This is a genomic window from Devosia ginsengisoli, assembly GCF_007859655.1.
Classification (GTDB): Bacteria; Pseudomonadota; Alphaproteobacteria; order Rhizobiales; family Devosiaceae; genus Devosia; species Devosia ginsengisoli.
The window spans coordinates 3138575-3160812 of sequence record NZ_CP042304.1; the positions used below are offsets into that span (position 1 = coordinate 3138575).

General features: G+C 64.4%; 26 protein-coding genes and 2 pseudogenes. 9 read left to right on the plus strand and 19 right to left on the minus strand.

What is annotated here, in order from left to right:
* Positions 1-18: 18 nt before the first annotated feature.
* The 4 genes from FPZ08_RS15250 to FPZ08_RS15265 form a co-directional block, all read right to left on the minus strand.
* A complete protein-coding gene (locus FPZ08_RS15250; RefSeq protein ID WP_186767029.1) occupies positions 19-873 on the minus strand; it encodes a polysaccharide deacetylase family protein in 855 nt (284 codons plus the stop codon).
* Between the two features lie 53 nt (positions 874-926).
* Positions 927-1742 carry an IclR family transcriptional regulator gene (locus tag FPZ08_RS15255; protein ID WP_146290799.1) on the minus strand — a complete coding sequence of 272 codons (816 nt, stop codon included), beginning with the start codon at positions 1740-1742 and terminating at the stop codon, positions 927-929.
* A gap of 72 nt (positions 1743-1814) precedes the next feature.
* Entirely contained in the window at positions 1815-2798 is a 984-nt protein-coding gene (locus FPZ08_RS15260) for a Bug family tripartite tricarboxylate transporter substrate binding protein (protein ID WP_186767030.1), read from the minus strand.
* The gene (locus FPZ08_RS15265) at positions 2795-3235 is read right to left on the minus strand and encodes an NIPSNAP family protein (protein WP_210246818.1); all 441 of its coding nucleotides are present in this window, start codon (positions 3233-3235) and stop codon (positions 2795-2797) included. Before FPZ08_RS15265 ends, FPZ08_RS15260 begins: the two co-directional genes overlap by 4 nt.
* A 211-nt stretch (positions 3236-3446) precedes the next feature.
* Between FPZ08_RS15265 and FPZ08_RS15270 the strand changes: the two genes are divergently transcribed.
* The 6 genes from FPZ08_RS15270 to FPZ08_RS15295 are packed head-to-tail and all read left to right on the plus strand — an operon-like array spanning position 3447 to position 7912.
* Positions 3447-4214, plus strand: coding sequence for a class II aldolase/adducin family protein (locus FPZ08_RS15270; protein WP_210246819.1), 768 nt, complete (start codon positions 3447-3449; stop codon positions 4212-4214).
* Between the two features lie 31 nt (positions 4215-4245).
* Positions 4246-4725 carry a tripartite tricarboxylate transporter TctB family protein gene (locus FPZ08_RS15275; protein WP_186767031.1) on the plus strand — a complete coding sequence of 160 codons (480 nt, stop codon included), beginning with the start codon at positions 4246-4248 and terminating at the stop codon, positions 4723-4725.
* Positions 4726-4728: 3 nt separating this feature from the next.
* Positions 4729-6231: a tripartite tricarboxylate transporter permease gene (locus FPZ08_RS15280; protein ID WP_146290802.1), complete on the plus strand. Its 1503-nt coding sequence runs from the start codon at positions 4729-4731 to the stop codon at positions 6229-6231.
* A 21-nt stretch (positions 6232-6252) separates the two neighbouring features.
* On the plus strand, positions 6253-6735 hold the full coding sequence (locus FPZ08_RS15285) for a nuclear transport factor 2 family protein (RefSeq protein WP_246132678.1): 483 nt from the start codon (positions 6253-6255) through the stop codon (positions 6733-6735).
* A 23-nt stretch (positions 6736-6758) separates the two neighbouring features.
* Positions 6759-7583 (plus strand): fumarylacetoacetate hydrolase family protein, encoded by an 825-nt coding sequence (locus tag FPZ08_RS15290; protein ID WP_146290803.1) that lies wholly within the window; start codon positions 6759-6761, stop codon positions 7581-7583.
* 17 nt (positions 7584-7600) lie between these two features.
* A complete protein-coding gene (locus FPZ08_RS15295) occupies positions 7601-7912 on the plus strand; it encodes an antibiotic biosynthesis monooxygenase family protein (RefSeq protein WP_146290804.1) in 312 nt (103 codons plus the stop codon).
* A gap of 672 nt (positions 7913-8584) precedes the next feature.
* On the opposite strand, the gene FPZ08_RS15300 is transcribed toward FPZ08_RS15295, so the two are convergent.
* Genes FPZ08_RS15300 through ubiT form a run of 5 tightly spaced genes read right to left on the minus strand, consistent with a single transcriptional unit; the run spans position 8585 to position 11766 of the window.
* Entirely contained in the window at positions 8585-8992 is a 408-nt protein-coding gene (locus FPZ08_RS15300) for a YbaN family protein (RefSeq protein ID WP_246132679.1), read from the minus strand.
* On the minus strand, positions 8989-9363 hold the full coding sequence (locus FPZ08_RS15305; protein WP_146290805.1) for a hypothetical protein: 375 nt from the start codon (positions 9361-9363) through the stop codon (positions 8989-8991). Before FPZ08_RS15305 ends, FPZ08_RS15300 begins: the two co-directional genes overlap by 4 nt.
* A complete protein-coding gene (gene ubiV / locus FPZ08_RS15310) occupies positions 9360-10286 on the minus strand; it encodes a ubiquinone anaerobic biosynthesis protein UbiV (RefSeq protein ID WP_146290806.1) in 927 nt (308 codons plus the stop codon). The genes FPZ08_RS15305 and ubiV overlap by 4 nt, the downstream gene beginning before the upstream one ends.
* 5 nt (positions 10287-10291) lie before the next feature.
* Positions 10292-11269 (minus strand): ubiquinone anaerobic biosynthesis protein UbiU, encoded by a 978-nt coding sequence (gene ubiU, locus FPZ08_RS15315; RefSeq protein ID WP_146290807.1) that lies wholly within the window; start codon positions 11267-11269, stop codon positions 10292-10294.
* Positions 11270-11271: 2 nt separating this feature from the next.
* Complete coding sequence (gene ubiT, locus FPZ08_RS15320; RefSeq protein ID WP_146290808.1) at positions 11272-11766, minus strand: ubiquinone anaerobic biosynthesis accessory factor UbiT; 495 nt, start codon at positions 11764-11766, stop codon at positions 11272-11274.
* Between the two features lie 106 nt (positions 11767-11872).
* On the opposite strand from ubiT, the pseudogene FPZ08_RS15325 reads away from it, so the two are divergent.
* Together FPZ08_RS15325 and FPZ08_RS15330 are read left to right on the plus strand one after the other, a co-directional pair.
* Positions 11873-13382: pseudogene (locus FPZ08_RS15325) on the plus strand (UbiD family decarboxylase).
* On the plus strand, positions 13379-13945 hold the full coding sequence (locus FPZ08_RS15330; RefSeq protein ID WP_146290809.1) for a UbiX family flavin prenyltransferase: 567 nt from the start codon (positions 13379-13381) through the stop codon (positions 13943-13945). Before FPZ08_RS15325 ends, FPZ08_RS15330 begins: the two are co-directional and overlap by 4 nt.
* Here FPZ08_RS15330 and hemN read toward each other — a convergent pair.
* Genes hemN through FPZ08_RS22020 form a run of 3 tightly spaced genes read right to left on the minus strand, consistent with a single transcriptional unit; the run spans position 13942 to position 16414 of the window.
* Positions 13942-15288 carry an oxygen-independent coproporphyrinogen III oxidase gene (hemN, locus tag FPZ08_RS15335; protein ID WP_146290810.1) on the minus strand — a complete coding sequence of 449 codons (1347 nt, stop codon included), beginning with the start codon at positions 15286-15288 and terminating at the stop codon, positions 13942-13944. The two genes, FPZ08_RS15330 and hemN, sit on opposite strands and share 4 nt — an antisense overlap.
* A complete protein-coding gene (locus FPZ08_RS15340) occupies positions 15285-15971 on the minus strand; it encodes an NnrU family protein (protein WP_146290811.1) in 687 nt (228 codons plus the stop codon). The genes hemN and FPZ08_RS15340 overlap by 4 nt, the downstream gene beginning before the upstream one ends.
* A complete protein-coding gene (locus FPZ08_RS22020; RefSeq protein WP_246132921.1) occupies positions 15968-16414 on the minus strand; it encodes a hemerythrin domain-containing protein in 447 nt (148 codons plus the stop codon). Before FPZ08_RS22020 ends, FPZ08_RS15340 begins: the two co-directional genes overlap by 4 nt.
* A gap of 138 nt (positions 16415-16552) precedes the next feature.
* Here FPZ08_RS22020 and FPZ08_RS22025 point away from each other — a divergent pair, with 138 nt between their 5' ends.
* The gene (locus tag FPZ08_RS22025; protein ID WP_186767033.1) at positions 16553-17008 is read left to right on the plus strand and encodes a globin family protein; all 456 of its coding nucleotides are present in this window, start codon (positions 16553-16555) and stop codon (positions 17006-17008) included.
* On the opposite strand, the gene ccoS is transcribed toward FPZ08_RS22025, so the two are convergent.
* From ccoS to ccoO, 7 genes and pseudogenes are all read right to left on the minus strand, one after another.
* Positions 17005-17178: a cbb3-type cytochrome oxidase assembly protein CcoS gene (gene ccoS, locus FPZ08_RS15350; protein ID WP_082555283.1), complete on the minus strand. Its 174-nt coding sequence runs from the start codon at positions 17176-17178 to the stop codon at positions 17005-17007. The two genes, FPZ08_RS22025 and ccoS, sit on opposite strands and share 4 nt — an antisense overlap.
* A pseudogene (locus FPZ08_RS15355) lies at positions 17175-19426 on the minus strand (cation-translocating P-type ATPase). The gene ccoS and the pseudogene FPZ08_RS15355 overlap by 4 nt, the downstream one beginning before the upstream one ends.
* A 3-nt stretch (positions 19427-19429) precedes the next feature.
* Positions 19430-20227, minus strand: a complete 798-nt coding sequence (locus FPZ08_RS15360) for a DUF2189 domain-containing protein (protein ID WP_146290813.1) — start codon at positions 20225-20227, stop codon at positions 19430-19432.
* Between the two features lie 20 nt (positions 20228-20247).
* Complete coding sequence (locus FPZ08_RS15365) at positions 20248-20463, minus strand: hypothetical protein (RefSeq protein WP_146290814.1); 216 nt, start codon at positions 20461-20463, stop codon at positions 20248-20250.
* On the minus strand, positions 20460-21341 hold the full coding sequence (ccoP, locus tag FPZ08_RS15370) for a cytochrome-c oxidase, cbb3-type subunit III (RefSeq protein WP_146290815.1): 882 nt from the start codon (positions 21339-21341) through the stop codon (positions 20460-20462). Before ccoP ends, FPZ08_RS15365 begins: the two co-directional genes overlap by 4 nt.
* On the minus strand, positions 21329-21505 hold the full coding sequence (locus tag FPZ08_RS15375; protein ID WP_082555284.1) for a cbb3-type cytochrome c oxidase subunit 3: 177 nt from the start codon (positions 21503-21505) through the stop codon (positions 21329-21331). The genes ccoP and FPZ08_RS15375 overlap by 13 nt, the downstream gene beginning before the upstream one ends.
* Positions 21505-22233: a cytochrome-c oxidase, cbb3-type subunit II gene (gene ccoO / locus FPZ08_RS15380; protein WP_146290816.1), complete on the minus strand. Its 729-nt coding sequence runs from the start codon at positions 22231-22233 to the stop codon at positions 21505-21507. The genes FPZ08_RS15375 and ccoO overlap by 1 nt, the downstream gene beginning before the upstream one ends.
* Between the last annotated feature and the right edge of the window lie 5 nt (positions 22234-22238).

Consider the following 22238-nt stretch of genomic DNA (forward strand, 5'->3'; position numbering starts at 1 on the left):
CTAGCACAGCCTGCCGGTTCAGGCGAAGAACCGCTGGGCGTAGGGCACGGCCTCAATCCCCGTGCCGCCGAACCAGGTGGCAAGCTCGTCGTGCCGCGGAAACCACACGCCGTCATGTCCCTTGAGATAGGCCAGGATTTCGCTGAACACCGAGGAGACCAGCGGACGCCCGCCGAACTGGCTATGCAGCGTCAGGTTGATCAGCGAGCCCGGCTCATTGGCATAGAGATAGTCGAACGTGTCCTTGTAGGCGTCGAAATAGGCGCGCGGGCTCTGTCGCAACACGCGGTTATCAGCGAAATCGGTGTGGGGCAGGCCGATCACGGAACCCTGCGGCGTCTGCACCACCCGCGGCAGGTCCTCGTCATTATAGTCGCCGTGCCAGAGGAAGCCCTCGCCCGCCAGCAATTCGGCCGTATGGTCGGTCGAGGCCAGCACCGGGCTGATCCAGCCTTTGGGCTTTTCCCCCAGATGGGTGACGAAGACATCCGAGCAGCGCCGGATCATCGCCAATTCCTCGTCGCGGCTCATATAGGCCATCAGCGCATCCTGGGTATAGGAATGCGCGGCGATCTCATGACCATTGGCGACGGCGATGCGCATGGCGTCGGGGATCAGTTCGATGGAACGGGCATTGGCGCAGATCGTGCCCTTGATGCCGTGCTGGTCGAGGATGCGCATGATGCGCCACACGCCGGCCCGCACCCCATAGGAGGCCCAGGTCACCCCGGCCCGGTCATAGGTGCCGGGCTTGAGCGGCGTCGTCATCGGCGAATAGGGCGGAGCCTTGCCGTCCGACCAGCTCTCCAGCAGCACGGTCACCATCACGGCGATCTTGTGATTATTAGGCCATTGGAAGGACGGCTGGGTCATTTGGCATACCTGTCTATTGCCGCCCATGCGGGTCGGCGGAGATTGTCGAAATGTCAGAGGCGGCTTTGCATCGCCTCGACGAACCGGTCCAGCACCGGGCGCAGCTCCATCTGCCGGTCCAGCGTACCGTTCACCTTGGCGGCGGTGATGCTGATCGACAGCAGGCGATCCTCGCGGTGGTCGGTGGTCAGCGCGCGTGCCACGCAGGCTATGCCGGGCAGCACTTCCTCGTCGTCGAGCGCATAGCCCTGTTCACGGATGGTCTTGAGCTCGCGCCGCAGCTTGGGGACGGTGCTGACCGAATTGGGGGTAAGCACCGATAGCTTGCGCAATCCCACCAGCCGGTTTTCCAGATTGTCCTCAGGCAATGCAGCCAGCAGCGCCTTGCCCGATGCCGTGCAATTGGCCGGCACGTGGCGACCGATTTCCGAGCGCAGGCCCAATTGCAGCCGGCTGTTGTGATCCTGCCGGGCCAGGTAGACCGCGTTGAGCTGGTCATCGAGCACCGAGAGCTGGATGATGGCGCCCAGATCGGCATCGATCCCGTTGCAGACCTCGTAGAACTCCCGCACCAGATCGACGCTGGCCACATAGGCCGAGCCCAGTTGCACCAGCCGTCGGCCAAGCTGATAGCCCGACTGACTCCGTCGCACGAACTGGGCCAGGACCAGCTCGGAGCAGATGTTCAGCGCTGTGGATTTGGGAATATCGAGGCGCCGGGCGATTTCGGCGAGCGAGAAGGCCCGGTGTGGGGTACCCTCCAGCAGAGCCAGCAGACGGGCGGCCCGCTCGATGGCAGGCACGAGGCCCTTGGTTTCGGGGGTCTCGGTGGCGGTCGGGGCGCTCAGGGTGGTCGTTTTGCTTTTCACGGCTACTCGCGCTTGTCTGGTGTGGCTAAGGCCCACCCGCCCGGCTGAGCGAATGGGCCGGATTGGCTGCGGCTATTCTTCGAGCAATGCCGGATTGTCCTCGACGACGCCGCGATACAGGTCGTAGGTCGCCTGTGACAGGGCAGCGAACTCTTCCGGCGTCGATCCAACCGCGTCGGTTCCGACCTCCAGCAACTTATCGACCATCTCGGGCTCGTGCATCACCTTTGCGATTGCGGCAGCCAGCTTGTCGACAACCTCGGGAGGCGTGCCCTTGGGTGCGAAGACCCCGGTCCAGTAGACGTCGACCAGGTCGATGCCCGTTTCCTGCAGCGTCGGCAGGTCGGGCAGCAGGACGGAACGTTCGGCGGTGGTCACCGCGAAGGCCTTGAGCGTGCCGGCCTTGATATCGTTGGAGCGTGCCGGCAGCCCATCGATCACCATGCTCACGCGCCCGGAGATCAGGTCGGCCGTTGCCGCGCCGGTGCTCTGATAGGGAATGTGGATAAGATCGAGCCCGGCCTTGGTCTTGAACAGTTCGCTCAGCAGATGCACGGCCGTGGTATTGCCCGACGAGGCATAGCTGTATTCGCCCGGATGCGCCTTCACCTCGGCGATGAACTCCTCCATCGTATCGGCAGGAAAGTTCGGTCCCACCACGATGGCCGAAGCGAATGCGGTGACCTGGGAGACCGGGATGAAATCGGCGAACCAGTCATAGGGCAGGTCGTCGCGCACGGCTGCCTGGGCCGGGCCCGAGGACGAGTGGTACAATAGCGTATAGCCATCGCCGGCCGAGCGGTGCACCTCGGCGGCGCCGAGCGAACCGCCACCGCCGCCGATATTCTCGACAATGATGTCGGTCCCCAGTTCCTCGCCCAGCTTGTCGGCCATGAAGCGCGCGGTGGTGTCGATGCCCCCGCCCGCATTGAATGGCACGACGAGACGGATGGGCTTGTTGGGATAGTCCTGCGCCGTCGCCCCGCTCGCGCCCAGAAGCACGAGCGCAGTGCCCAGCGCCGCTACACTGCCCGTGAGCAGCTTGAATTTATTCATGATTTCCTCCCCCTGTGAATGTAGGCTTGCAGATGCTCCGTGAAGAAAGGTGCTGGCTTGAGAATGGTGGTGTGCTGTGTCGTGACCCATTCGCGGGCATGCTTCAGATACGCCATCCATTCCGGATCGCTCGCCAGCTGCTGCCTTTTGCGGGTCCGCTCGTCGAGCGAGGCGTAGTACCAGCTCATCACCATCTGGTTGAGGGGCCCGATCTCGGTGGAATAATACCCGACCGGGTTGCCGAGATGACCGATCTGCACGGCGCGACCATTCTGCTCGTAATAGTCGAGGAATGCCGGTGTTGCGCCCGGCTTCAGCGTATAGACGCGCTGCTCAACAAACATCGCGTAACCTCCCCACGATCCGGCCGGCAGCACGTCGCCACAGGTCGGTGAACGTCGGTCAATGTATTGAACGATTGTCAGGTTGGCAAGCAATCGAATCGAAATCCGCCTGATACCAAGGGATGACCCGCGCCTTCGACGGCATCGAAAGATGCATTATCTAGCTGAAATCAAACGATAATTACAAATCTCAAAAAGTCACATCGATCATGAAACATCGTTCAATATGCTGAACTCAATTCAATCCTGTTGACACGCTGTGTTTTGCGGCCGTAGCCTGACGGCACCAAAACGGGGGAGACAGATGGTCCAGACACCTCAGATGCAGCATGCCAAACCGACAGGAATGGCGGATGCGGAATGGGCGGCGCGTATCGATCTGGCCGCCGCTCACCGGCTCGCCGACATGTTCGGTTGGACCAACCTAGTCTACAACCACATTACGCTCCGCGTTCCCGGCCAGGACAACTGCTTTCTGCTCAAGCCCAATGACGAATTGTTCAACGAGGTGACCGCGTCATCGCTGGTCAAGCTCGACCTGGACGGCAAGGTGCAGGACGGGGCGCGGCAGGTGAATGTCGCCGGCTTCAATATCCATACCGCCGTGCTCGGCGCGCGGCCCGAGATCAACTGCTCGATCCACGTCCATACCAAGGCCGGCATGGCCATATCGGCGCTCGACACTGAGATCCTGCCGCTGACCCAGGGCTCGATGCGCTTCTACAAGCGCGTGGCCTATCACGACTATTACGGCATTTCCGACAAGGATGCCGAGCGCGTCCAGATCGCCGCCGATATCGGCACGAAGAAGGCGATGATCCTGCGCAATCACGGCCTGCTCACCTGCGCGCCCAATATCGGGGAAGCCATGATGAGCATGAAATACCTCATCGACAGCTGCGAGGTGCAACTGGTGGCGCAGGCCAGCGGCGCGCCGTTGCGCCTGCCGCCGCCCGATATCTGCGAACTGGCGGCCAAACAGTGGGACGTGCACGATACGCGCGGCAATGTCGCCGAATGGGCCGCGCTGATGCGTATGGCCGAGGCTTTCGATCCCAGCTTCAAGCGCTGACGCGCCAGCCGACCCGGGAGGGGGTTCGCTCGTGATTATCAAACGCGAAGATTTTCTGGCAGGCGCCTTCTGTGTCCTGCTGGGCGCCGGTTTTGTTCTCTATGCCCTGATGACCCTCAAGGTCGGCACGCCGTCCAAGATGGGCAGTGGCTTCTTTCCCGTCATGCTCGGCGGCCTGCTGGCGCTGCTCGGCCTGGTCATGGGCTTTCGCGCCTTCAGTCCCCGCGCCGCCGAGGCCGCGCCGAGCGAGGAGCCACCGCTCGGGCCGCTGCCCTGGCGGGCCATCGTTACGCTCTCCATTGCCCCGGTCGTCTTCGCCATGACCGTGCGCAGCCTGGGCCTGGCGCTGGCCACGGCGCTCTGTGTCGGCATCGTGTGTTTCGCCAGTCCCCGCATGACCCTGCGCATGGCGATCGGCGTGACCATCGCCCTGACCATCATCTGTGTCGGCGTGTTCAGCTTCGGCTTGAAACTGACGCTGCCGCTCCTGCCAACCTTCATGGTGGGCTGAGCCATGGACATGCTTGGTAATCTGGCGCTCGGCTTTGCGACCGCCACGTCCCCCGAACACCTGATCTTCTGCTTTCTCGGCGCATTGCTCGGCACGCTGATCGGCATCCTGCCCGGTGTCGGCCCCACGGCGACCATCGCCATGCTGCTGCCCATCACCTTCACGCTGCCGCCCACGGCCTCGCTGATCATGCTGGCCGGCATTTATTACGGCGCCCAATATGGCGGTTCGACCACCGCCATCCTGATCAACCTGCCGGGCGAGGCATCCTCGGCGGTGACCGCCATCGACGGCTACCAGATGGCGCGTCAGGGGCGGGCGGGTCCGGCTCTGGCCATCGCGGCCATCGGCTCTTTTGCCGCCGGCACCATTGCCACGCTTCTGGTGGCTGCCTTCGCGCCGGTGCTCACCCTGGTCGCCATCGAATTCGGGCCGGCGGAATATTTCTCGCTGATCACGGTGGGCCTGGTCTGCTCCATCGCGCTGGCGCATGGCTCGGTATTGCGTGCCCTTGCCATGGTCGTGCTCGGCCTCCTGCTCAGCGTCATCGGCACCGATGTCTATTCGGGCCTGCCGCGGCTGAATTTCGGGCTGCTCGAACTCTCTACCGGCATTAATGTCATCGCGGTGGCCGTGGGCATTTTCGGCGTCGCGGAAATCCTGCGCAACCTGAGCGGCGGCGGCGAACGCTCGGGCGAAGTCAACAAGATCGGCAAGCTCATGCCGACGAAAGATGATCTCAAGCAGTCGACCGCGCCGATCCTGCGCGGCACCGCCATCGGCTCGGTTCTCGGCATCCTGCCGGGCGGCGGCGCGCTGCTGTCATCCTTTGCCTCCTATGCACTGGAAAAGCGGCTGTCGCGGCACCCCGAACGCTTCGGGCATGGCGCAATCGAGGCGGTGGCCGGCCCGGAATCGGCCAACAATGCCGGGGCACAGACCTCATTCATTCCCATGCTCACCTTGGGCATTCCCAGCAATCCGGTGATGGCGCTCATGCTCGGCGCCATGCTGATCCAGGGCATCGCGCCGGGGCCATCGGTCATCACCACGCGCCCCGAGCTGTTCTGGGGGTTGATCGCCTCGATGTGGATCGGCAACCTGATGCTGCTGGTGCTCAACCTGCCGCTGGTCGGCTTGTGGATCCGCCTGCTCAAAGTGCCCTATGAGGCGCTGTTCCCGGCCATCATCATCTTCTCGGCCATCGGCACCTACGCCATCAATGGCAGCGCCTTCGATCTCTATCAGATCTCGCTGTTCGGCCTGCTCGGCTACATGCTCTACCGCCTGCGCTGCGAGCCGGCGCCGCTGCTGCTCGGCTTCGTGCTCGGGCCGCTGCTCGAGGAAAACCTGCGCCGGGCGATGATGATGTCGCGCGGCAATCCGGCCATCTTTTTCGATCGCCCGATCAGCCTGGGCCTGTTGCTGGTCGCCCTGGCACTGCTGGTCGTCTCGGTGCTGCCCATGATGGTGCGGCGCCGCAAGGAGATTTTCGTTGAAGACTGAACCTACCGGCGGAGACCGCAATTGAATCCCTATTCCGACCCCCTGATCGGCCAGCGCGCCGAAGCCATGGAGCGGACCATCCGCACCTATTTCGACGGCTGCAACGAGGCCGATGCGGACAAGATCATGGCCTGCCTCACCGAGGATGCTGTGCACTACTTCCCGCCGGGCATGTATCAGGGCCCGTTTCGCGGTGCCCGCACCATCGCCGATCGCTGGATCGGCGCAGTACGGGACCTCGGCTCCTATTGGAGCGTCGATACCCTGCTGATCGAGCCGGTCAGCTATCGCGCGGTGATGGAATGGACCCATTTCAAGACCAGGCAGGGTAAGAAGCTGCGCGGTGATGAATGGTACGGCTTCGATGCCGCCAGCGGCCGTATCAACGAAATCCGCGCCTATTACGCCTCGCCCCAGGCCGCTGACCTGACGGACCTCGAGCTCGGGGACTTCGACTATGCCGGCCGCGGCTATCCGGCGGCGCCCCCGCCCGGCACGCGCTGACCTATCCATCTGGAGCACTTGATATGACTGAATTCCGACGCGTACAGATTGATGGCGTGGCCCGCAGCGTCACCGTCGAGAATGGCGCCTTCACCTGGATCGATGGCAGCCGGCACAAGGTCGACGACGTCGTGCATCTGCCGCCCGCCATCCCCACCAAGGTCATCTGCGTCCATCTCAATTACCGCAGCCGCCTCGACGAGTTGAAGCGCCAGCAGCCGCCGGCGCCGACCTATTTCTGGAAGTCCGTCTCCTGCCTCAATGGCCATCGTGGCACGGTGGTCCGGCCGGCCAATTGCCGCTTCCTCAATTACGAGGGCGAGTTCGTGCTGGTCGTCGGCCGCACCACCCGCAATATCACGCCGGAACAGGCGCCCGACTATATTGCCGGCTACACCATCGCCAATGATTTCGGCCTGCACGACTTCCGCGATACCGACGAGAACAGCATGGTGCGGGTCAAGGGCAGCGATACGCTGGGCCCAGTCGGCCCGGCTCTGGTCACCGACTGGGACTTCCGCAACAAGCGCCTGCGCACGCTCATCGATGGCCGCGTGGTGCAGGATGCCAATACCAATGACCTGCTCTGGGACCCGCATTACCTGCTGGCCGACCTGGCGCGCACCATCACCTTCGAGCCGGGCGACATGATCATGACCGGCACGCCGGCCAATTCCCGCCCGATCGAGCCCGGCTCGACCATCGTGGTGGAAGTCGAAGGCCTCGGCGCACTGGAAAACCGCATCGTCGCGGCCGAGATCGCCGTGCCGTCCGGCTTCGGCGCCCAGCCTTCCGATTCCGACGGCGTGCAATCGATCGCGCTCGGCGGCGATTTCCGCAAGGCGTAAGCGTACGAGCCGGTCCAATGATACTCGAAATCGCCCAGATCGACATCAAGTCAGGCTTCGAGCAGGAGTTCGAGGAAGGCGTCCGCCGCGCCCCACCGCTGTTCAATCGGGCGGCGGGCTTCCAGTCCTTCCAGCTGCGCAAGGTGGTGGAACTGCCCCGGCGCTATCAACTGGTCGTCCGCTGGCGGAGCGTCGAAGACCATGTCGCCGGCTTCGGCGGTTCCCAGGATTTCCTCGCCTGGCGGCAACTGGTCGGTCACTGCTTCGAGCGCCTGCCCTATGTCGAGCACAGCTCGGAGGTATTCGGCTGGTTCAAGGACGAGGTCTGATCAGCGTCTTCATCGCCGGCACAGACCTCGAACAGCTTGACCGCCCATTCGATATCGGAGCGATTGTCCGAGCTGGTCCAAATTGAACCGGCAGCAGTTCATGGCTACGAGACCGCGGGCTCAGATAAATTGCTGAATGAAAATGGGTTCGGGATAAGTGGCGGAGAGAGAGACTCTCCGGGAGTTCAAGAGATGCGGTGCTTTCAGCGGTATAGTCTCAAAATCCAATGTGTATGATGCACATTTCGAATTCAAGTTCGCGGCGCCATTGATGAGCTAGACCGAGTTCGTATCTTTTCGGGCGCGCCGGTCAGAATAGAACTGCGAACACCTATTTCATTGAAATCAAAAGATGATTTCCGCCCCACCCTCTACCCATCTCTATTTCTTCAAGCCTGACCAGTGCTGAAACGGGGCCGACTGCAGACCAACAGCCTTGGGTGCCCTCCAGACATATCGGACGTTGATCCGCCCAAGTATGGTTCAAGACTCAAAATGCGTGTCTGCCCCTCAAGGTAGTGGGCGTTCTGTTCGCGCCAAGCCACCGGAGACGTTAGCCGCGCGTTGTGGCCTCCTGGACGCTCGGTCTCAGAGGCACATCGATGGGCCGGGTACGAGTTATCACCGAGGTCCTTGTGGACTGCTCAGCGCTTCAACCGTGTGATTCGGAAGTTAACTCCGGCCTCGACCGGAGTTAGCTATTGACTTGGGCAGGAGTGGACGGGGGCGGGTCACGATGAAGGCGGCGACAGTCAGCAGAAGCAGGGCGAGTCCGCTGGCCGGAACTGATCCGAGTTCGCTGAAATGCATCGTGAGCCCATAGCCGATGAGCATGCTGGCCACAGCCACCAGTTTGGTCGGCGTGGAAATCGCTCCTTCGCGCTGCCAGGCCTGAAGCGGTTTGCCCAGTACGGGATGGGCCAGCAACCAGGCCGTCAGCCGGGGTGAGGAGCGGCCGAAGCACCAGGCCGCGGCCAACAGGAAAGGCGTGGTGGGCAGGAGCGGCAGCACGGCGCCGGCGGCACCGAGACCGAGCATGACCCAGCCGGCAATCAGATAGACAAACCGGAAGCGGTTCACGGCACGGCCCCATCATGAGAGATCATCTGCATGGCGGCCGAGCCCAAAGCGGCCATGCGGGCGATGTCATCGAAGATATGCGCCAGTTCGGCAAAGACGCTGCGGTCGCCTTCCTGCCAGCTCACATCCTCCAACTCACCGAGCAGGTCCACCAATGCGGCAATGGAGGCCCTGTGCTGGCGTGCATCCAGCAGGCATTGTCGGTCATGGCGCTGCTGCTCCTGCGTCATGAACCGCTGCAAGGCATCGTTGACGCGTTGCCGGCAGTCGCAATCGAGCGCGACCGTGCCGATCAGGTTGCGGATGCGCCGAGTGAGCTGCCCGGCATTTTCCGAGGTTTCAACGGCTAGCGGCGGGCCATAATATATCATGCTGAAACCCGTTCTGCCGCGGTGGGGACCCAGTCGGCCCCGGTCGTGCCGTGGTGGAAGCCATTGGAAAAGGGCACATCGGGATAGAGGACGCGCAACCGCGCCTCACCTTCGGCTGCGTCGATCCTAAGGTCGCGGACATGGGCAAAGGTCTCGGCCACCTCAGCCATGTCGCAATGTTGCGGCGACAGGCGGATATGGCTCACGCCCGCATCCCGCAGGGCCGGCAGTTCGGCCAGTAGCACCTGGCAGGTATGGGACATGGTCTGCACGCCATTGAGCGTCAGGAAGGATTGGCCGTCGAGCGTATCCACCGCCAGTCCGTCGGGATCGTCCTGGCAGACAAACTGGCAATTGTCCTTGCTGTGCCCCTTGGCACGGGCATGGGCGCAGCGGGCCGAAATGGCCAGCGGCAGGCGGCCGAAGGCAAAGACCTCGAAATCCGTTTCCGGCGCAACGCCGACGATTTCAGCCACCGAGGTCAAGGACAGTTCCGGCCCCAGGCAGATGCGCGTGGCGCCGCGGCTGACCAGCATACGGGCGGTGGCGCCGTTATAGACGTTGACGAAGGGGCCGATGAGATGCGGCCGCCCGGAGAGGAGGCCCAGCGCCGACAGGTCATTGGCTTCCACCGGCCATTGGCTGGCTTGGACCAGCTTCCGGGTCAGCATGGCTTCGCGTTCCAGCGTCACCATGGCCATGGAGGCCAGCGCCACGTCCTTGCCGGCATCGGCAAGGCGGGTGGCGACGGCATCGATAAAAGGCTGGGTGAAGTGGAGGCGCTTGGAGCAGACCACTTCACCCAGAGTTACCGCATCAATCCATGCGCAGTCGGCGATGCGGAAGTAGAAGTCGCGCCATGCCTCGCCGTCCCACAGATAGGGGACGGGACCGAGGGTGATCCGGAGGCTCCTCCCGGTCATCGGGATCACCGCCACTTCTTTTCGTAAGCGCCCGCCGTGGTCCGCTGGCCTTCGCTGAGGCGGCGGAGATGGGCGAGCAAAGCCGGGCGCTGTTCGGGGGTGGCGGCGAGCGCCTGGCGCAGCCGCGAGACCACTTCAGCGACATAGGCCTTGCCGCGCTGGCGCCCCTCGATCTTGAGCGCGGTGACGCCGGCATCGCGCAGGGCGTCGAGATGCTCCATCACATCGAGGCTCACAGGGTCCTCGAAGGCATAGCCCTCGTCATCGGCAATGTGGAAGCGCCCCTTGCACAAGGTGGGATAGCCAGCCGGCTCGTCGGCGCCGAAGCGGTTGATCGTATAGCCGCCCAGTTCGGACACCATCTCGTCGCCGTCCTCGCGGTAGCGCACATGGCTGGCCGGCGAGCAGACGCCCTGCATGTTGGGCGACAATCCCGTGGCATAGGAGGAGAGCGAGCAGCGCCCCTCGGCCATGACGCAGAGGCCACCAAAGGCGAAGACTTCCAGCTCGCAGGCGACCTTGGGCGCCAAAGCCGCGATATCGGCGACCGTCAGCACACGGGGCAGCACGAGCCGCCTCGCCCCGAAGCTCTGTACCAGGAAACTGATGGCGTCGGCATTGGAGGCCGAGGCCTGCACCGAAACATGCAGGCGCTGCCTGGGGTGGGTGCCGGCAATATAGGCCATCAGCGCCAGGTCGGCGACGATCAGCGCATCGGCGCCCAGAAGCACGGCATCGTCGGCGGCTTTGTACCATAGCCGTTCAGCGCCGGCCCGCATGAACGTGTTGAGCGCCACATAGGTCTGGACATTCCGCGCCTTGCCATAGGCGATGGAGGCGGCCAGCTCCTCGCGGGTGAAGTTGAGGCCGGGGAAGTTGCGCGCATTGGTTTCGTCGCGGAAGCCGCAATAGACCGCGTCGGCGCCGGCATCGACGGCTTCGCGATAGGCGGCGGGCGTGCCGGCGGGGCAGATCAGTTCCATGTCTAGACCAGCCCGACCAGGGCGCGCTGGCGGACCATTTCGGCCAGTCGCGTGACCAGTGGTGCAAGCGGCCCGGCCACCTTGCCCAGGTCGCGCGGCAGGTCGAACCCGCTGTCATCAAGCGCATTGCGCAGGGCCAGCATGGCCTCCATGTCGCCGGAGATGGACAGGCTGCGGGCAAAGAACATGGCGTCGCCGTCGATCCGCCCTTCCAGCAGCGCCAGCAGGGTCAGCAGCGGTCCGCCCGCCGAGGCATCGGCCGGCATGCGGGCCGATTTGCGCGACACGGTGATACTGCGCCGCGCCGGCACGATAAGGAAGCTCAGGTTCAGATCGGCTGGGGTGAAGCGGAAGCTCTTGGTGGCATGATCGCCCAGCCGGTCGAACAGGGCCGGATGCTGGCGCAGCATCTGGTTGAACACCAGTTTCGCGCCCTGCTGGATGATAGGCAGGGGCAGGCGATTGATCGGCTGCGAAATGGCTTTGGGCAGGATCATGCGGGGCCTCCGGCAGGTTGCGACACGCTCAAGCTAGGCCGGCCCGGCCGCCAATACTTTGCGCTGGCGCAAGGACTGCGCGCGCAGCATCCCTATCGTCGCGCGCATGAGCACCGCCCTCCCGCGCGAAAGCGCCTTTCCCCCCGCGACCGACCTGCGTGGCTTTCTCGATGCACTGGAACGGCGCGGGCGCCTGCACCGGATCGAAAAGCCGGTGAGCCTGGTGCATGACCTCACCGAGATTCACCGTCGCGTGCTGCTTGCCGGCGGACCGGCGCTGCTAGTCGAGCGGCCGGTGGATGCGGCGGGACGGGTCGGTGAGATGCCGGTGCTGGTCAACCTCTTCGGCACGCAGGAACGCATCGCCTGGGGCATGGGCATCGCGCCCGGTGCCATGCCTGAACTGGGCGAGGCTCTAGCCGACCTACGCAATCCCCGCCCGCCGCGCGGGTTGAAACAGGCCTGGGCGCAGCGCGGCTTGCTGTCGAGCGCCCTCAACATGCGTCTGCGGCAGGTGGATCGCGCCCCCAGCCAGAGCCGGGTGCTGACGGGCGACGCCGTGGATTTGGGCCGTCTGCCCATCCAGTGGTGCTGGCCGGGCGAGCCGGCGCCGCTCATCACCTGGCCACTGGTCATCACCTGCGCGCCCGACGATCCTGATGATATCAATGTCGGCATCTACCGCATGCAGGTGCTCGGGCCCAATCGCGTCATCATGCGCTGGCTGGCCCATCGCGGGGGGGGCGCGGCACCATCGCATGTGGCAGAAACTGGGGCGCGACATGCCGGTGGCGGTGGCTATTGGCGCCGATCCGGTCACGATCCTTGCCGCCGTCATGCCTCTGCCCGAGGGCATGAGCGAACTGGGCTTTGCCGGCCTGCTGCGCCGCCGCCGCACCGAGGTGGCCACGGGCATGACGGTGCCGCTGCCGGTGCCGGCCCATGCGGAAATCGTGCTCGAAGGCCATGTCTCGGCCAGCGAAACCGCGCCCGAGGGGCCCTATGGCGATCACACCGGCTATTATAACAGTGTCGAACCTTTCCCGGTGATGACGCTCAGCGCCATCACCATGCGCGACAAGCCCATCTATCTCTCGACCTATACCGGCCGCCCACCCGACGAGCCGTCCCGACTGGGCGAGGCGATGACGCCGCTGTTCGCGCCGCTGGCTCGCCGGCAATTCCCCGAAATCATCGACCTGCATTTGCCGCCCGAGGCTTGTTCCTATCGGGCCATGGTCGTTTCCATCGACAAGCGCTATCCCGGCCAGGCGCGGCGGCTCATGCTCGGCCTGTGGTCCATGCTGCCGCAGTTCAGCTATACCAAGCTCATCATCGTGGTGGATGGCGACATCGACATCCACAAATGGGATGATGTCATCTGGGCGCTGGCCACGCGGTTCGATGCGCCGCGCGACCTGGTCGTGGTGCCCGATACGCCCATCGACTATCTCGATTTCGCCTCCCCGAGCCCGGGCTTAGGGGGCAAGCTAGGGCTCGACGCCACCAACAAGCTGGGGCCGGAAACCAGCCGCGACTGGGGTCGGGTGCTCGCCATGACGCCTGAAGTAACGACGCGCGTCGATGCCATCTGGCACGAACTGAACCTGCCATGACGCGCGTGGTCCTTGCCATGACCGGGGCATCCGGCGCCGCCATCGGGCTGCGGTCCGCCGAATTGCTGCATGCGCTGCCGGACGTGGAAATTCACCTTGTGCTGTCGCAGGCCGCCGAACGGACCCTGGCGCATGAAGTAGGCCCCGATGCCGCCGTCAGGCTCCGTGCATTGGCCGATGTGGTTCACCCGGTGGACGATATCGGCGCCAGCATTGCCAGCGGCTCCTTCGGTTCGACTGGCATGCTGGTCGCGCCCTGCTCGATGCACTCGCTGGCCGCCATCGCCTCCGGCATTGCCGACAATCTGATCGTGCGGGCGGCCGATGTGCATCTCAAGGAGCGCCGCCGGCTCGTGCTGATGGCCCGCGAGACGCCGCTGCATCTGGGCCATTTGCGCAATATGGTCGCCGTCACCGAAATGGGTGCCGTGGTCATGCCGCCCGTGCCGGCCTTCTACCATCGACCCGCCAATGTCGCCGACATCGTCAACCAGCTCGCCGCCCGCGCCATAGACCTGCTTGGTCTGCCCCATGCGCCGCTGGCGCGGGAATGGCAGGGCTAGACGGCCAGCGAATGGCGAGCCGCGCCCTGGGCGAGATAGGTATCGAATTTTGCCGCAATGGCCCGAACGAAGGGCCGGCCGCGCGCGGTCACGCCGAAGCGATCCGCATCGGCCGTGGTCAACCCATCCTCATCCGCTGCGGCGATGGTTCGGGCCGTCTCGAACAGCGCCGCGCCCGCCTTGCCAAAGGCCCGCAATTCATCGCGCGTCAGCGCGAAGCGGCACAGCAGCGCCTCGATGGCAAAGCCATGCAGCCGGTCCTCCGGGCTAAGCGCAAATCCGCGCGCCGTGGCGCCACCACCGGCCAGCACAGCCTTCTGGTATTCGCCTGTCGGCGTGATGTTCTGCACATAGCCCTGCGGCAATTGCCCAATGGAAGAAGCGCCCAGCCCGATCAGCAGGTCCGCGCGGTCGTCCGTATAGCCCTGGAAATTGCGCCGCAACTTGCCGGTCCTGTCCGCAATGGCAAGGCTGTCGCTCGCACGGGCGAAATGGTCGAAGCCGACAGGGTGCAATCCGCCAGCATCGAGCAGGCCTGCCGCAAGCTGGGACTGTGCAAAGCGCAACCTGACATCGGGCAAGGCCGCATCCGGAATCATCTGCTGGTGCTTCTTCATCCAGGGCACATGCGCATAGCCGAACAGCGCCGTGCGGTCGGGCCTCAGCAACAGCACTTGCGCGATGGTTACCTCGATACTGGCGAGCGTCTGGTAAGGCAGGCCATAGAGCACATCGACATTGACCGAATGCACGCCCCGTGCCCGCACCTGGTCGATGACATGTTGGGTCTGCTCGAAAGTCTGGATGCGGTTGATGGCTTTCTGCACCCGCGGATCGAAGTCCTGCACGCCCACGCTGGCGCGCGTCAGCCCGAAATCGGCCATGGCATCGAAGCGGTCTTCGCCCAGATCGTTGGGGTCGATCTCGATGCTGATTTCCGCATCATCAGCAATGGCGAAGCGCTCCGCCAGCCGCGCCTTGAGCGCCGCCATATCGGCCGCAGAGAGCATGGTGGGCGACCCGCCGCCGAGATGGATGGCAGTCACCCTGCCCCGGCCGGCCAGTTCCGCCGATACCCAGTCGATCTCGGCATAGAGCGCCAGCAGATATTGGGTGACCGGCTCATAGCGCAGAGTATGCTTGGTGTGGCAGCCGCAGAACCAGCACAGCCGGTCGCAATAGGGAATGTGCAGGTAAAGCGAGATGGTCGCCGCTTCCGGTACCTCGCCCAGCCAGCGCGCATAGGTGTCCGGCGTGATGCCGGCATGGAAATGCGGCGCCGTGGGATAGCTCGTATAGCGCGGCACAGGAGCCGAATAGCGCTCGATCAGGTCGGTTGTCATGTCGTTGCCATCGCCAATGGATCGGCACCAAACAGCACGGCATGGCCACCCAGCAGCAACCAGACGGTGAGCGCCGCGCTGATAAGAATAGCGATGGCCAGCGCCCCGTCGAAGCGCAGCTTCGTGCGACCAACCAGCACCGCGGCAAACGGCAAAACCGAGGTCGTGCGGGCAATCTCCGCCCATTGTGCCCCCAGTCTTCTCCGACTGCGCCGATCCGTAATGACCATGCCGAGCAGGGCGAAGGCCAGGAGCGCGCCGAACAGCAACAGGCTGCGCAGATCGCCATTGGGTACGAGGTGGCTGCCGGCCCACAGCGCAAAGCCCCACAGCACCGGATGGCGGGTCACCGTGGTGATAGCGCCCGACCTGAGGTCCGGTTTGCGCAAGGTGATCGAGGCCGGATTGGGGCTCACCAGCCCCGCCAGCAGCAACACCAATGCAATCGGCGTCAACACCAGCGGAAACCAGGCCTGCCAGGGCGCCGGGTCCCAGAGCGGTACGAAATCGAGCTGCAAGGCGGCATGGAACAGCCAGGCCAGCGCCAGCAGCGAAACCAGCGAATAGACCATGAGATAGGCCCGTCGTCCCACCGCCGCGACGAGCGTGGCTCGCAGGGCAGGAATGGCGGGCACCATATGCAGCGCCAGGAACAGGACCAGCGCGAGAAGAAACTGGGTCAATTGATGCTCTTTCCTTCCGCATCAGGCAGGAACAACCGAAGCAGCTCGATTTCGCCATGCACATGCCGGCGCATGCTGCCGAAAAAGGACCGCAGCAGATAACCCACTGCGTCCGGCGACAGTGTCGAGCGGCCCGCGACGAAGCTCTGCAGGGCCTCGCTCACCTCGCCCACCGTGTCGCTGTCGGAGAGGTGCTCCCGCCGCAGCCGCGCCATGGTCCGATCCAGTTCGGGCCGGTGCGATGCCACGAGAATGGGAAACAGCACGGCTTCCTCCAGCTCATGGGTGTTCTCGACCAGCGCTTCGAGCGCATCGGCCGTCGCCAGGCACAGGCGTGCGTCGGGATGGGGCAGGCTGTCGGCAATCGCCTCCAGCGCATCGCAAAGGTCGAGCAGGCTCCGATAATTCTGCTCAAGCTGTCCTGTCTTGCCGTGCGGCACCACCAACGAGCTCCTCCCGCCGCCTGTTATCCGGCCACCATAGCAGGACAAAAAGCCCGGGCGTTTGACCCCGATCAACTTCATCATGGTTTGGCGGGCTAGAGTGTGCCATGCCGGGAGCCAGCCGAGACGTCGCCATTCATGCCCTTTCCACCCTTCGCCCCCTCCGTTTATTTCGATGAAGCCGATCTCGCCGCGCTGGTCGCCGAGTTCAGCGAGCGGGTGCGACGCAATCCGGATCTGCGCCCGGCCATGGACCGGCTGGTGGGTAATCGCTGGGAAGAGGCGGAAGAGGCGGCGGCATCCTTTCTGCAGGCAACTCTGTTCCTGGAGAAGCGCCCCGACGTGGATGGCGACTGGCTGGCCAGATCCATCCGCATGCTCGATGGCGCGACGATCGATCAGTTGACCGATATCCTGCTCGATTGCGCCCTGGTCGTCCTGCCGCTGCATAGCGCCGCCGTGGTGGCGGAAGTCAGCGATGCGCTGGCGCGGCTGCTCAAGGACGTGGTCATCCATGATGGCGTGATGCGCCAGCGGCTCCTGCTCAAGGTCCAGTCGCGGCTGGCCGCCGGCGCACTGATGAGCGGTATCTAGGAATTGTTCTTCTGCTGGTCGCGGCGCGGCTCGTCATCCTCATAGAGAATCCGTTCGGCGGCGCCGTCGAGATCGTCATATTGCCCATCCCGCAGCGTCCAGAGGAACACAACGAGCCCAATGGCACCCAGGACGATCGAAATGGGGATCAGGTAGAAAAAGTCGCTCATGGCCGCACCGCCACGGCCTGGTGCAGCGGCCAGCGATAGAAGCGATAGCCGCCCCAACCCAGCCGCAAGGCGTTCAGCACCACGACAATGGACGACAGCGACATGGCGATGGCGGCAATGAACGGATTGACATAGCCGGCAATGGCGATGGGCAGGGCGATGGCATTGTAGAGCGCCGAGAGCGCAAAATTCTGCCGCACCAGCCGCCCGGCATCGCGCGCCACGGCCAAAGCCAGCGGCACGGCCGACAAATCATCGTGCAGGAAGACGAAATCGGCCGCGCTGCGTCCCACATCGGCCGCACTCGACGGGGCCATGGAGACATGCGCCGCCATCAGAGCCGGGGCGTCGTTGAGCCCATCGCCCACCATGAGCACTTTGCGGCCTTCGGCCCGCAGGGCCGTGATACGGTCTGCCTTGCCGCCCGGCAATACGCCACCCGCGCTGTCCGCGATCTGCAATTCGTCGGCCACATCAGCGACGGCCTTGCTGGTATCACCCGAGACGATTTCGACCGCTAGCCCGGCTTCGCGCAAGGCAGAGACCGCGCTGTGCGCACCGGCCCGCAAACCATCGGCAAAGGCGAAGCGGGCCAGTTCCATGCCATTGCGGCTCAGTACCGTGCCACCGGCACCCTCCGCATCCGACAAGGCCCAGTCGGCGCGACCAAGGCGGTAGCGGTCATCGCCCAGCAGGGCCTCAACGCCAAATCCGGGCAACTCGCTGATAGTGGTGAAGCCCGGCATGGCGCCGAGGCCCGCGCCTGCCCTGGTGATGGCGCGCGAATAGGGGTGGCGCGAATGGACCGCCAGCGCCGCAGCCTGCGCCAGTGTTTCCGGCGCGATATCGCCCAGGTCGAGCAATTGCGGCGAACCCAGGGTCAGCGTGCCCGTCTTGTCGAAAACCACGCTGTCCACCTCAGCCAGCCGCTCCAGCGCCGAGCCATCCTTGACCATGATGCCGGCATCAAACAGGCGCCGCGCCGCCACGACCTGCACCATGGGCACGGCCAGGCCGAGCGCGCAGGGGCAGGTGATGATGAGCACCGCAATGGCCACGGTGACGGCATTGTGCAGGTCGCCATTGAAAGCCATCCAACCGAGGAATGCCGCAAAGGCTGCCAGATGCACGATCGGCGAATAGAGTTCAGCGGCGCGGTCGGCGATGCGGCGATAGCGGTTGCGCCCGCTTTCGGCCACTTCCATCAGCCGCACCATCTGCGCCAGCGTCGAATCCTGCTCCCCCGCCGCGGCGCTTATGGTCAGCGGCCCGGTAAGGTTCAGCACCCCGGCTTCAAGCCGGGTGCCCGCCTCGGCCGCCACCGGCAGGCTTTCCCCGCTGATCAGGCTCCGGTCGAGGTCCGATGCGCCGCTCAGCACCACCGCATCGACCGGCACGCGCTCGCCGGCCGCCAGCAGGATCGTCATGCCGGGCATGATCTCGCGCAAAGGCAGATATTCCGGGGCGCCATTGTCGCCGAGCACCAGCGCGCCGCGCGGAGCGAGTTTTGCCAGACCCTTGACCGCGGTGCGCGCACGCTCCCGCATCACATGGTCGAGCGTGCGCCCGATCAGCAGGAAGAAGATCAGCGACACGGTCGCGTCGTAATAGACCTCCTGCCCCGAATGGATCGTGTCATAGAGGCTCAGCGCAAAGGCCAGCGCGATGCCGATGGTGATCGGTACATCCATATTGGTCCGGCCATGGCTTATGGCGTTCCAGGCCGAGCGATAGAAAACCCGCCCCGAATAGAGCAAAGCCGGCAGGGTCAATCCGGCGCAGATCCAGTGGAGGATATCGCGCGTCGCACCATCGGCGCCCGACCAGACCGAGCCCGACAGCATCATGATATTCATCGAGGCAAAAGCGGCCACGGCCAATGCCCGGATCAGGCCCGGCAAGGTGCGATCTTTCTGGCTATCCTCGGTCTCGTAGAGATGGGGCTCATAGCCTAGCCCGACCAATGTCTCGACCATGGCGGGCGGCGCGCCCCCACGGGCCAGCGAATAGCGACGCGCTTGGTCGAAAGATTTACCCGCGCCGAATCCACGCCCTCGAGCGCGTTCAGCGCCTTTTCGATGGTCTGGATGCAGCCGCCGCAATGCACTGCCGGCACCGACAGGTCGGTCTGTCGCATTCCCTTACCGATGTCGCGGCTGGCCAGTCTTATTTCATCATCCGAAGGGCCGCGCCGGATCGGACCGGCAGCGGCCTCGATAAATTCCGGCGGCGGCAGGCAGCAGCTCATGGTCTAGTCCCGCACCGCCGCATAGGCATGCCAGGTGGCGTGGCCGAGCAGCGGGAAGATGATGATGAGCCCAATCAAAGCCGTCCCTAGGCTGAGCAGGGTCAGCACCAGGATAATGGCGCCCCAGAGCAGGGCCGCGGGCAGGTTGTTCCACACCAGCGACATGGACATGGCCATGGCCGAAAAGGCGTCGAGCTTCCTGTCCAGCAGCATGGGAATGGAAAAGGCGCTGATGGCGAAGGAAAAGGCGGCGAACAGCCCACCGATCGCCGTGCCCGTCACCAGCATGGTCAGGCCCACGGGCGTCGTGAACAGCATGGCCACGATATGGTCGAAGCCGGGGAAAGGCCGCCAGCCGAAGAACAGCGCATAGAGCAGCACGGCGGCGCGCATCCAGACCAGCATCAGCGTCAGCAGGATGGCGCCGACAAACAGCAGATGCGTGCCCGCACCGCGACCGGGAAACAGCATGCGCCACAGGGAAACGGGCTCGCCCGCCTCCAGCCGCCGGCTCTTTTCATAAAGCCCGGTGGCCAGCAACGGCCCGACCACGAGAAAGCCCGACAGAGCCGGGAACAGAACCTGCGTCCAGCCGAAATTGACCATGGCGGCGATGACCAGCAGGGAGAGCAGAGCCACGCCCAGTCCATAGAGCAGGCTGGGCAGCGGCTTGGTCCACAGGTCGCGCCAGCCCAAAGCCAGCCAGCGGAAAGCGGCGCTGGCCTTCAGGTGCCGGTTGTGATCGACCGCCTTGGGCAGGGGCGCCACATGGGCAGGAATGGGATGCAGCGTCTTGGCCATGGGCGAATTCCCTTTATTGGTCAGCAGGCCGATTTGGCGGCGCGATAGGTGCCATGTTCGCCTTCGCCCTTGAGATGGGCCACGCAGTCGGGCTGCGAGGAGAAGGCGACATAGACGAGGTGGGCATTGGCGGCCAGCAGCACGCCGACGATCACGATGGCGGCGATGGCCAGCATGCGGCGCGTGCTGCGCCGGCGTCGGTCGTCGCTGTCATGGGCAAGCGTCGGCGTGCTCATTGTTCATTGGCCCGCAGGTCGAGAACATAGAGCGTCAGCAGCTTGATATGGGTGGGCGACAGCCGCCCTTCCCATGAGGGCATGGTGCCGGCGCGGCCATAATAGACCGAGTGGCGGATCGTGGCGCGGTCGCCGCCATAGGTCCAGTAATGGTCGGTCAGGTTGGGCGCACCGGTATCGGTCATCCCCCTGGCGTCCTCGCCATGGCAGCCAGCGCAATTGTCGGCGAAGATGCTGGCACCGGCGGCCAGCATGCCGGCATCCATGCCCGCCGCCAGTTCCGGCTGCGACAGGGTCTCGACATAGCTCACCACGGCATCGATATCGGCGCGTGCCAGCATCTGGTCGCGGCCAAAGGCCAGCATCTGGGCATAGCGCGCTTCCGGGCTGGTGCCGTTGATGCCGACACGAATGGTCTCGGCCACGGTTTCGGGATCGTCGCCCCACATGACGGGAGCCGCGACGAGGTTGGGATAGCCGGGATTGCCCCGGGCATTGGTGCCGTGGCAGGCGGCGCAATTGTCGCCGAACAGGGCTGCGCCGGTTTCCCGCACGATGGCCATGAGGTCCGGATCGGCCTGGATGGTCGCGAAGTCCTCGCTATCGATGCGGCTGGTCCAGCTTTCCCGCTCGACCGCCGCCTCTTCCACGCTCTGCGTCACGGCCACGCGCTGGTCCACGCCGAGCAATCCGCGGAAATAGCCGTTGATGCCCGGCCAGCTCGGCATCAGCACCGTCCAGCTGACGGAGAAAATGGTGGCGGTGATGAGGAAGGCCCAAAGGATGCTCGGAACCGGCGTATTGAGTTCCTTGATGCCGTTCCACTCATGCCCGGTGGTCATCTGCCCCGAGACTTTGTCGCGTTCTAGCCGCGCCATGGCCGGTCCTCCTCTTCCAGAACAGGGCGTTTGGCGGCTTCGTCAAAGCCCTTCTTGTTGGATGGCCAATAGGTCCAGACCAGCGCGATCACGCTGAGCGCAACGAGATAGAACAGGCCGAACGACTTGGAAAAGCCGACGACGGTGTCGTGGTCGAATGGCATTATTCGGCCTCCGGCTGGGGTTGGTGGGCGGCGTCGGTCAGGTTGCCGAGCACCTGCAGATAGGCGACCAGCGCATCCATGTCGGTCAGGCGGGTCGCTTCGCCGTCGAACAGGCGGATATTGGTGGCGTCGCCATAGCGTTCCGCCACGCCGCCGGCGGCGGCGCTATCAGGGTTGGCCTGGCCATAGGCGTCGAGCGAGGCATTGGCGATCTGCTCGTCGGTATAGGGTACGCCCACCGCGCGCAGGGCCGCCAGGTGCTCGCCCAGATCGTCGGCCTGCAACTGGTCGCGCAGCAGCCAGCGATAGGCGGGCATCTTGGATTCAGGCACCAGGTCGCGCGGATTGTTGAGATGGGTGGTGTGCCAGGCGTCGGAATATTTGTTGCCCAGCCGCGCCAGGTCCGGCCCGGTGCGCTTGGAACCCCAGAGCTGGGGGTGGTCGTAGCTCGACTCCACCGCCAGCGAATAGGGCCCGTAGCGCTCGACTTCGTCGCGCAGCGTGCGGATCATCTGGCTGTGGCAGGCATAGCACCCTTCGCGGATATAGATGTTGCGCCCGGCCACTTCGAGCGGAGTATAGACGCGCATATCGGGCGCCTGCTCCACCGTTTCGTCGATGGTGAAGAGCGGCGCGATCTCGATCAGGCCGCCGATCGAGGCGACGAGCACGATGAAGGCGACCAGGCCGACCGCACTGCGTTCGAGGTTATAGTGTAGGCCGAACATGGATC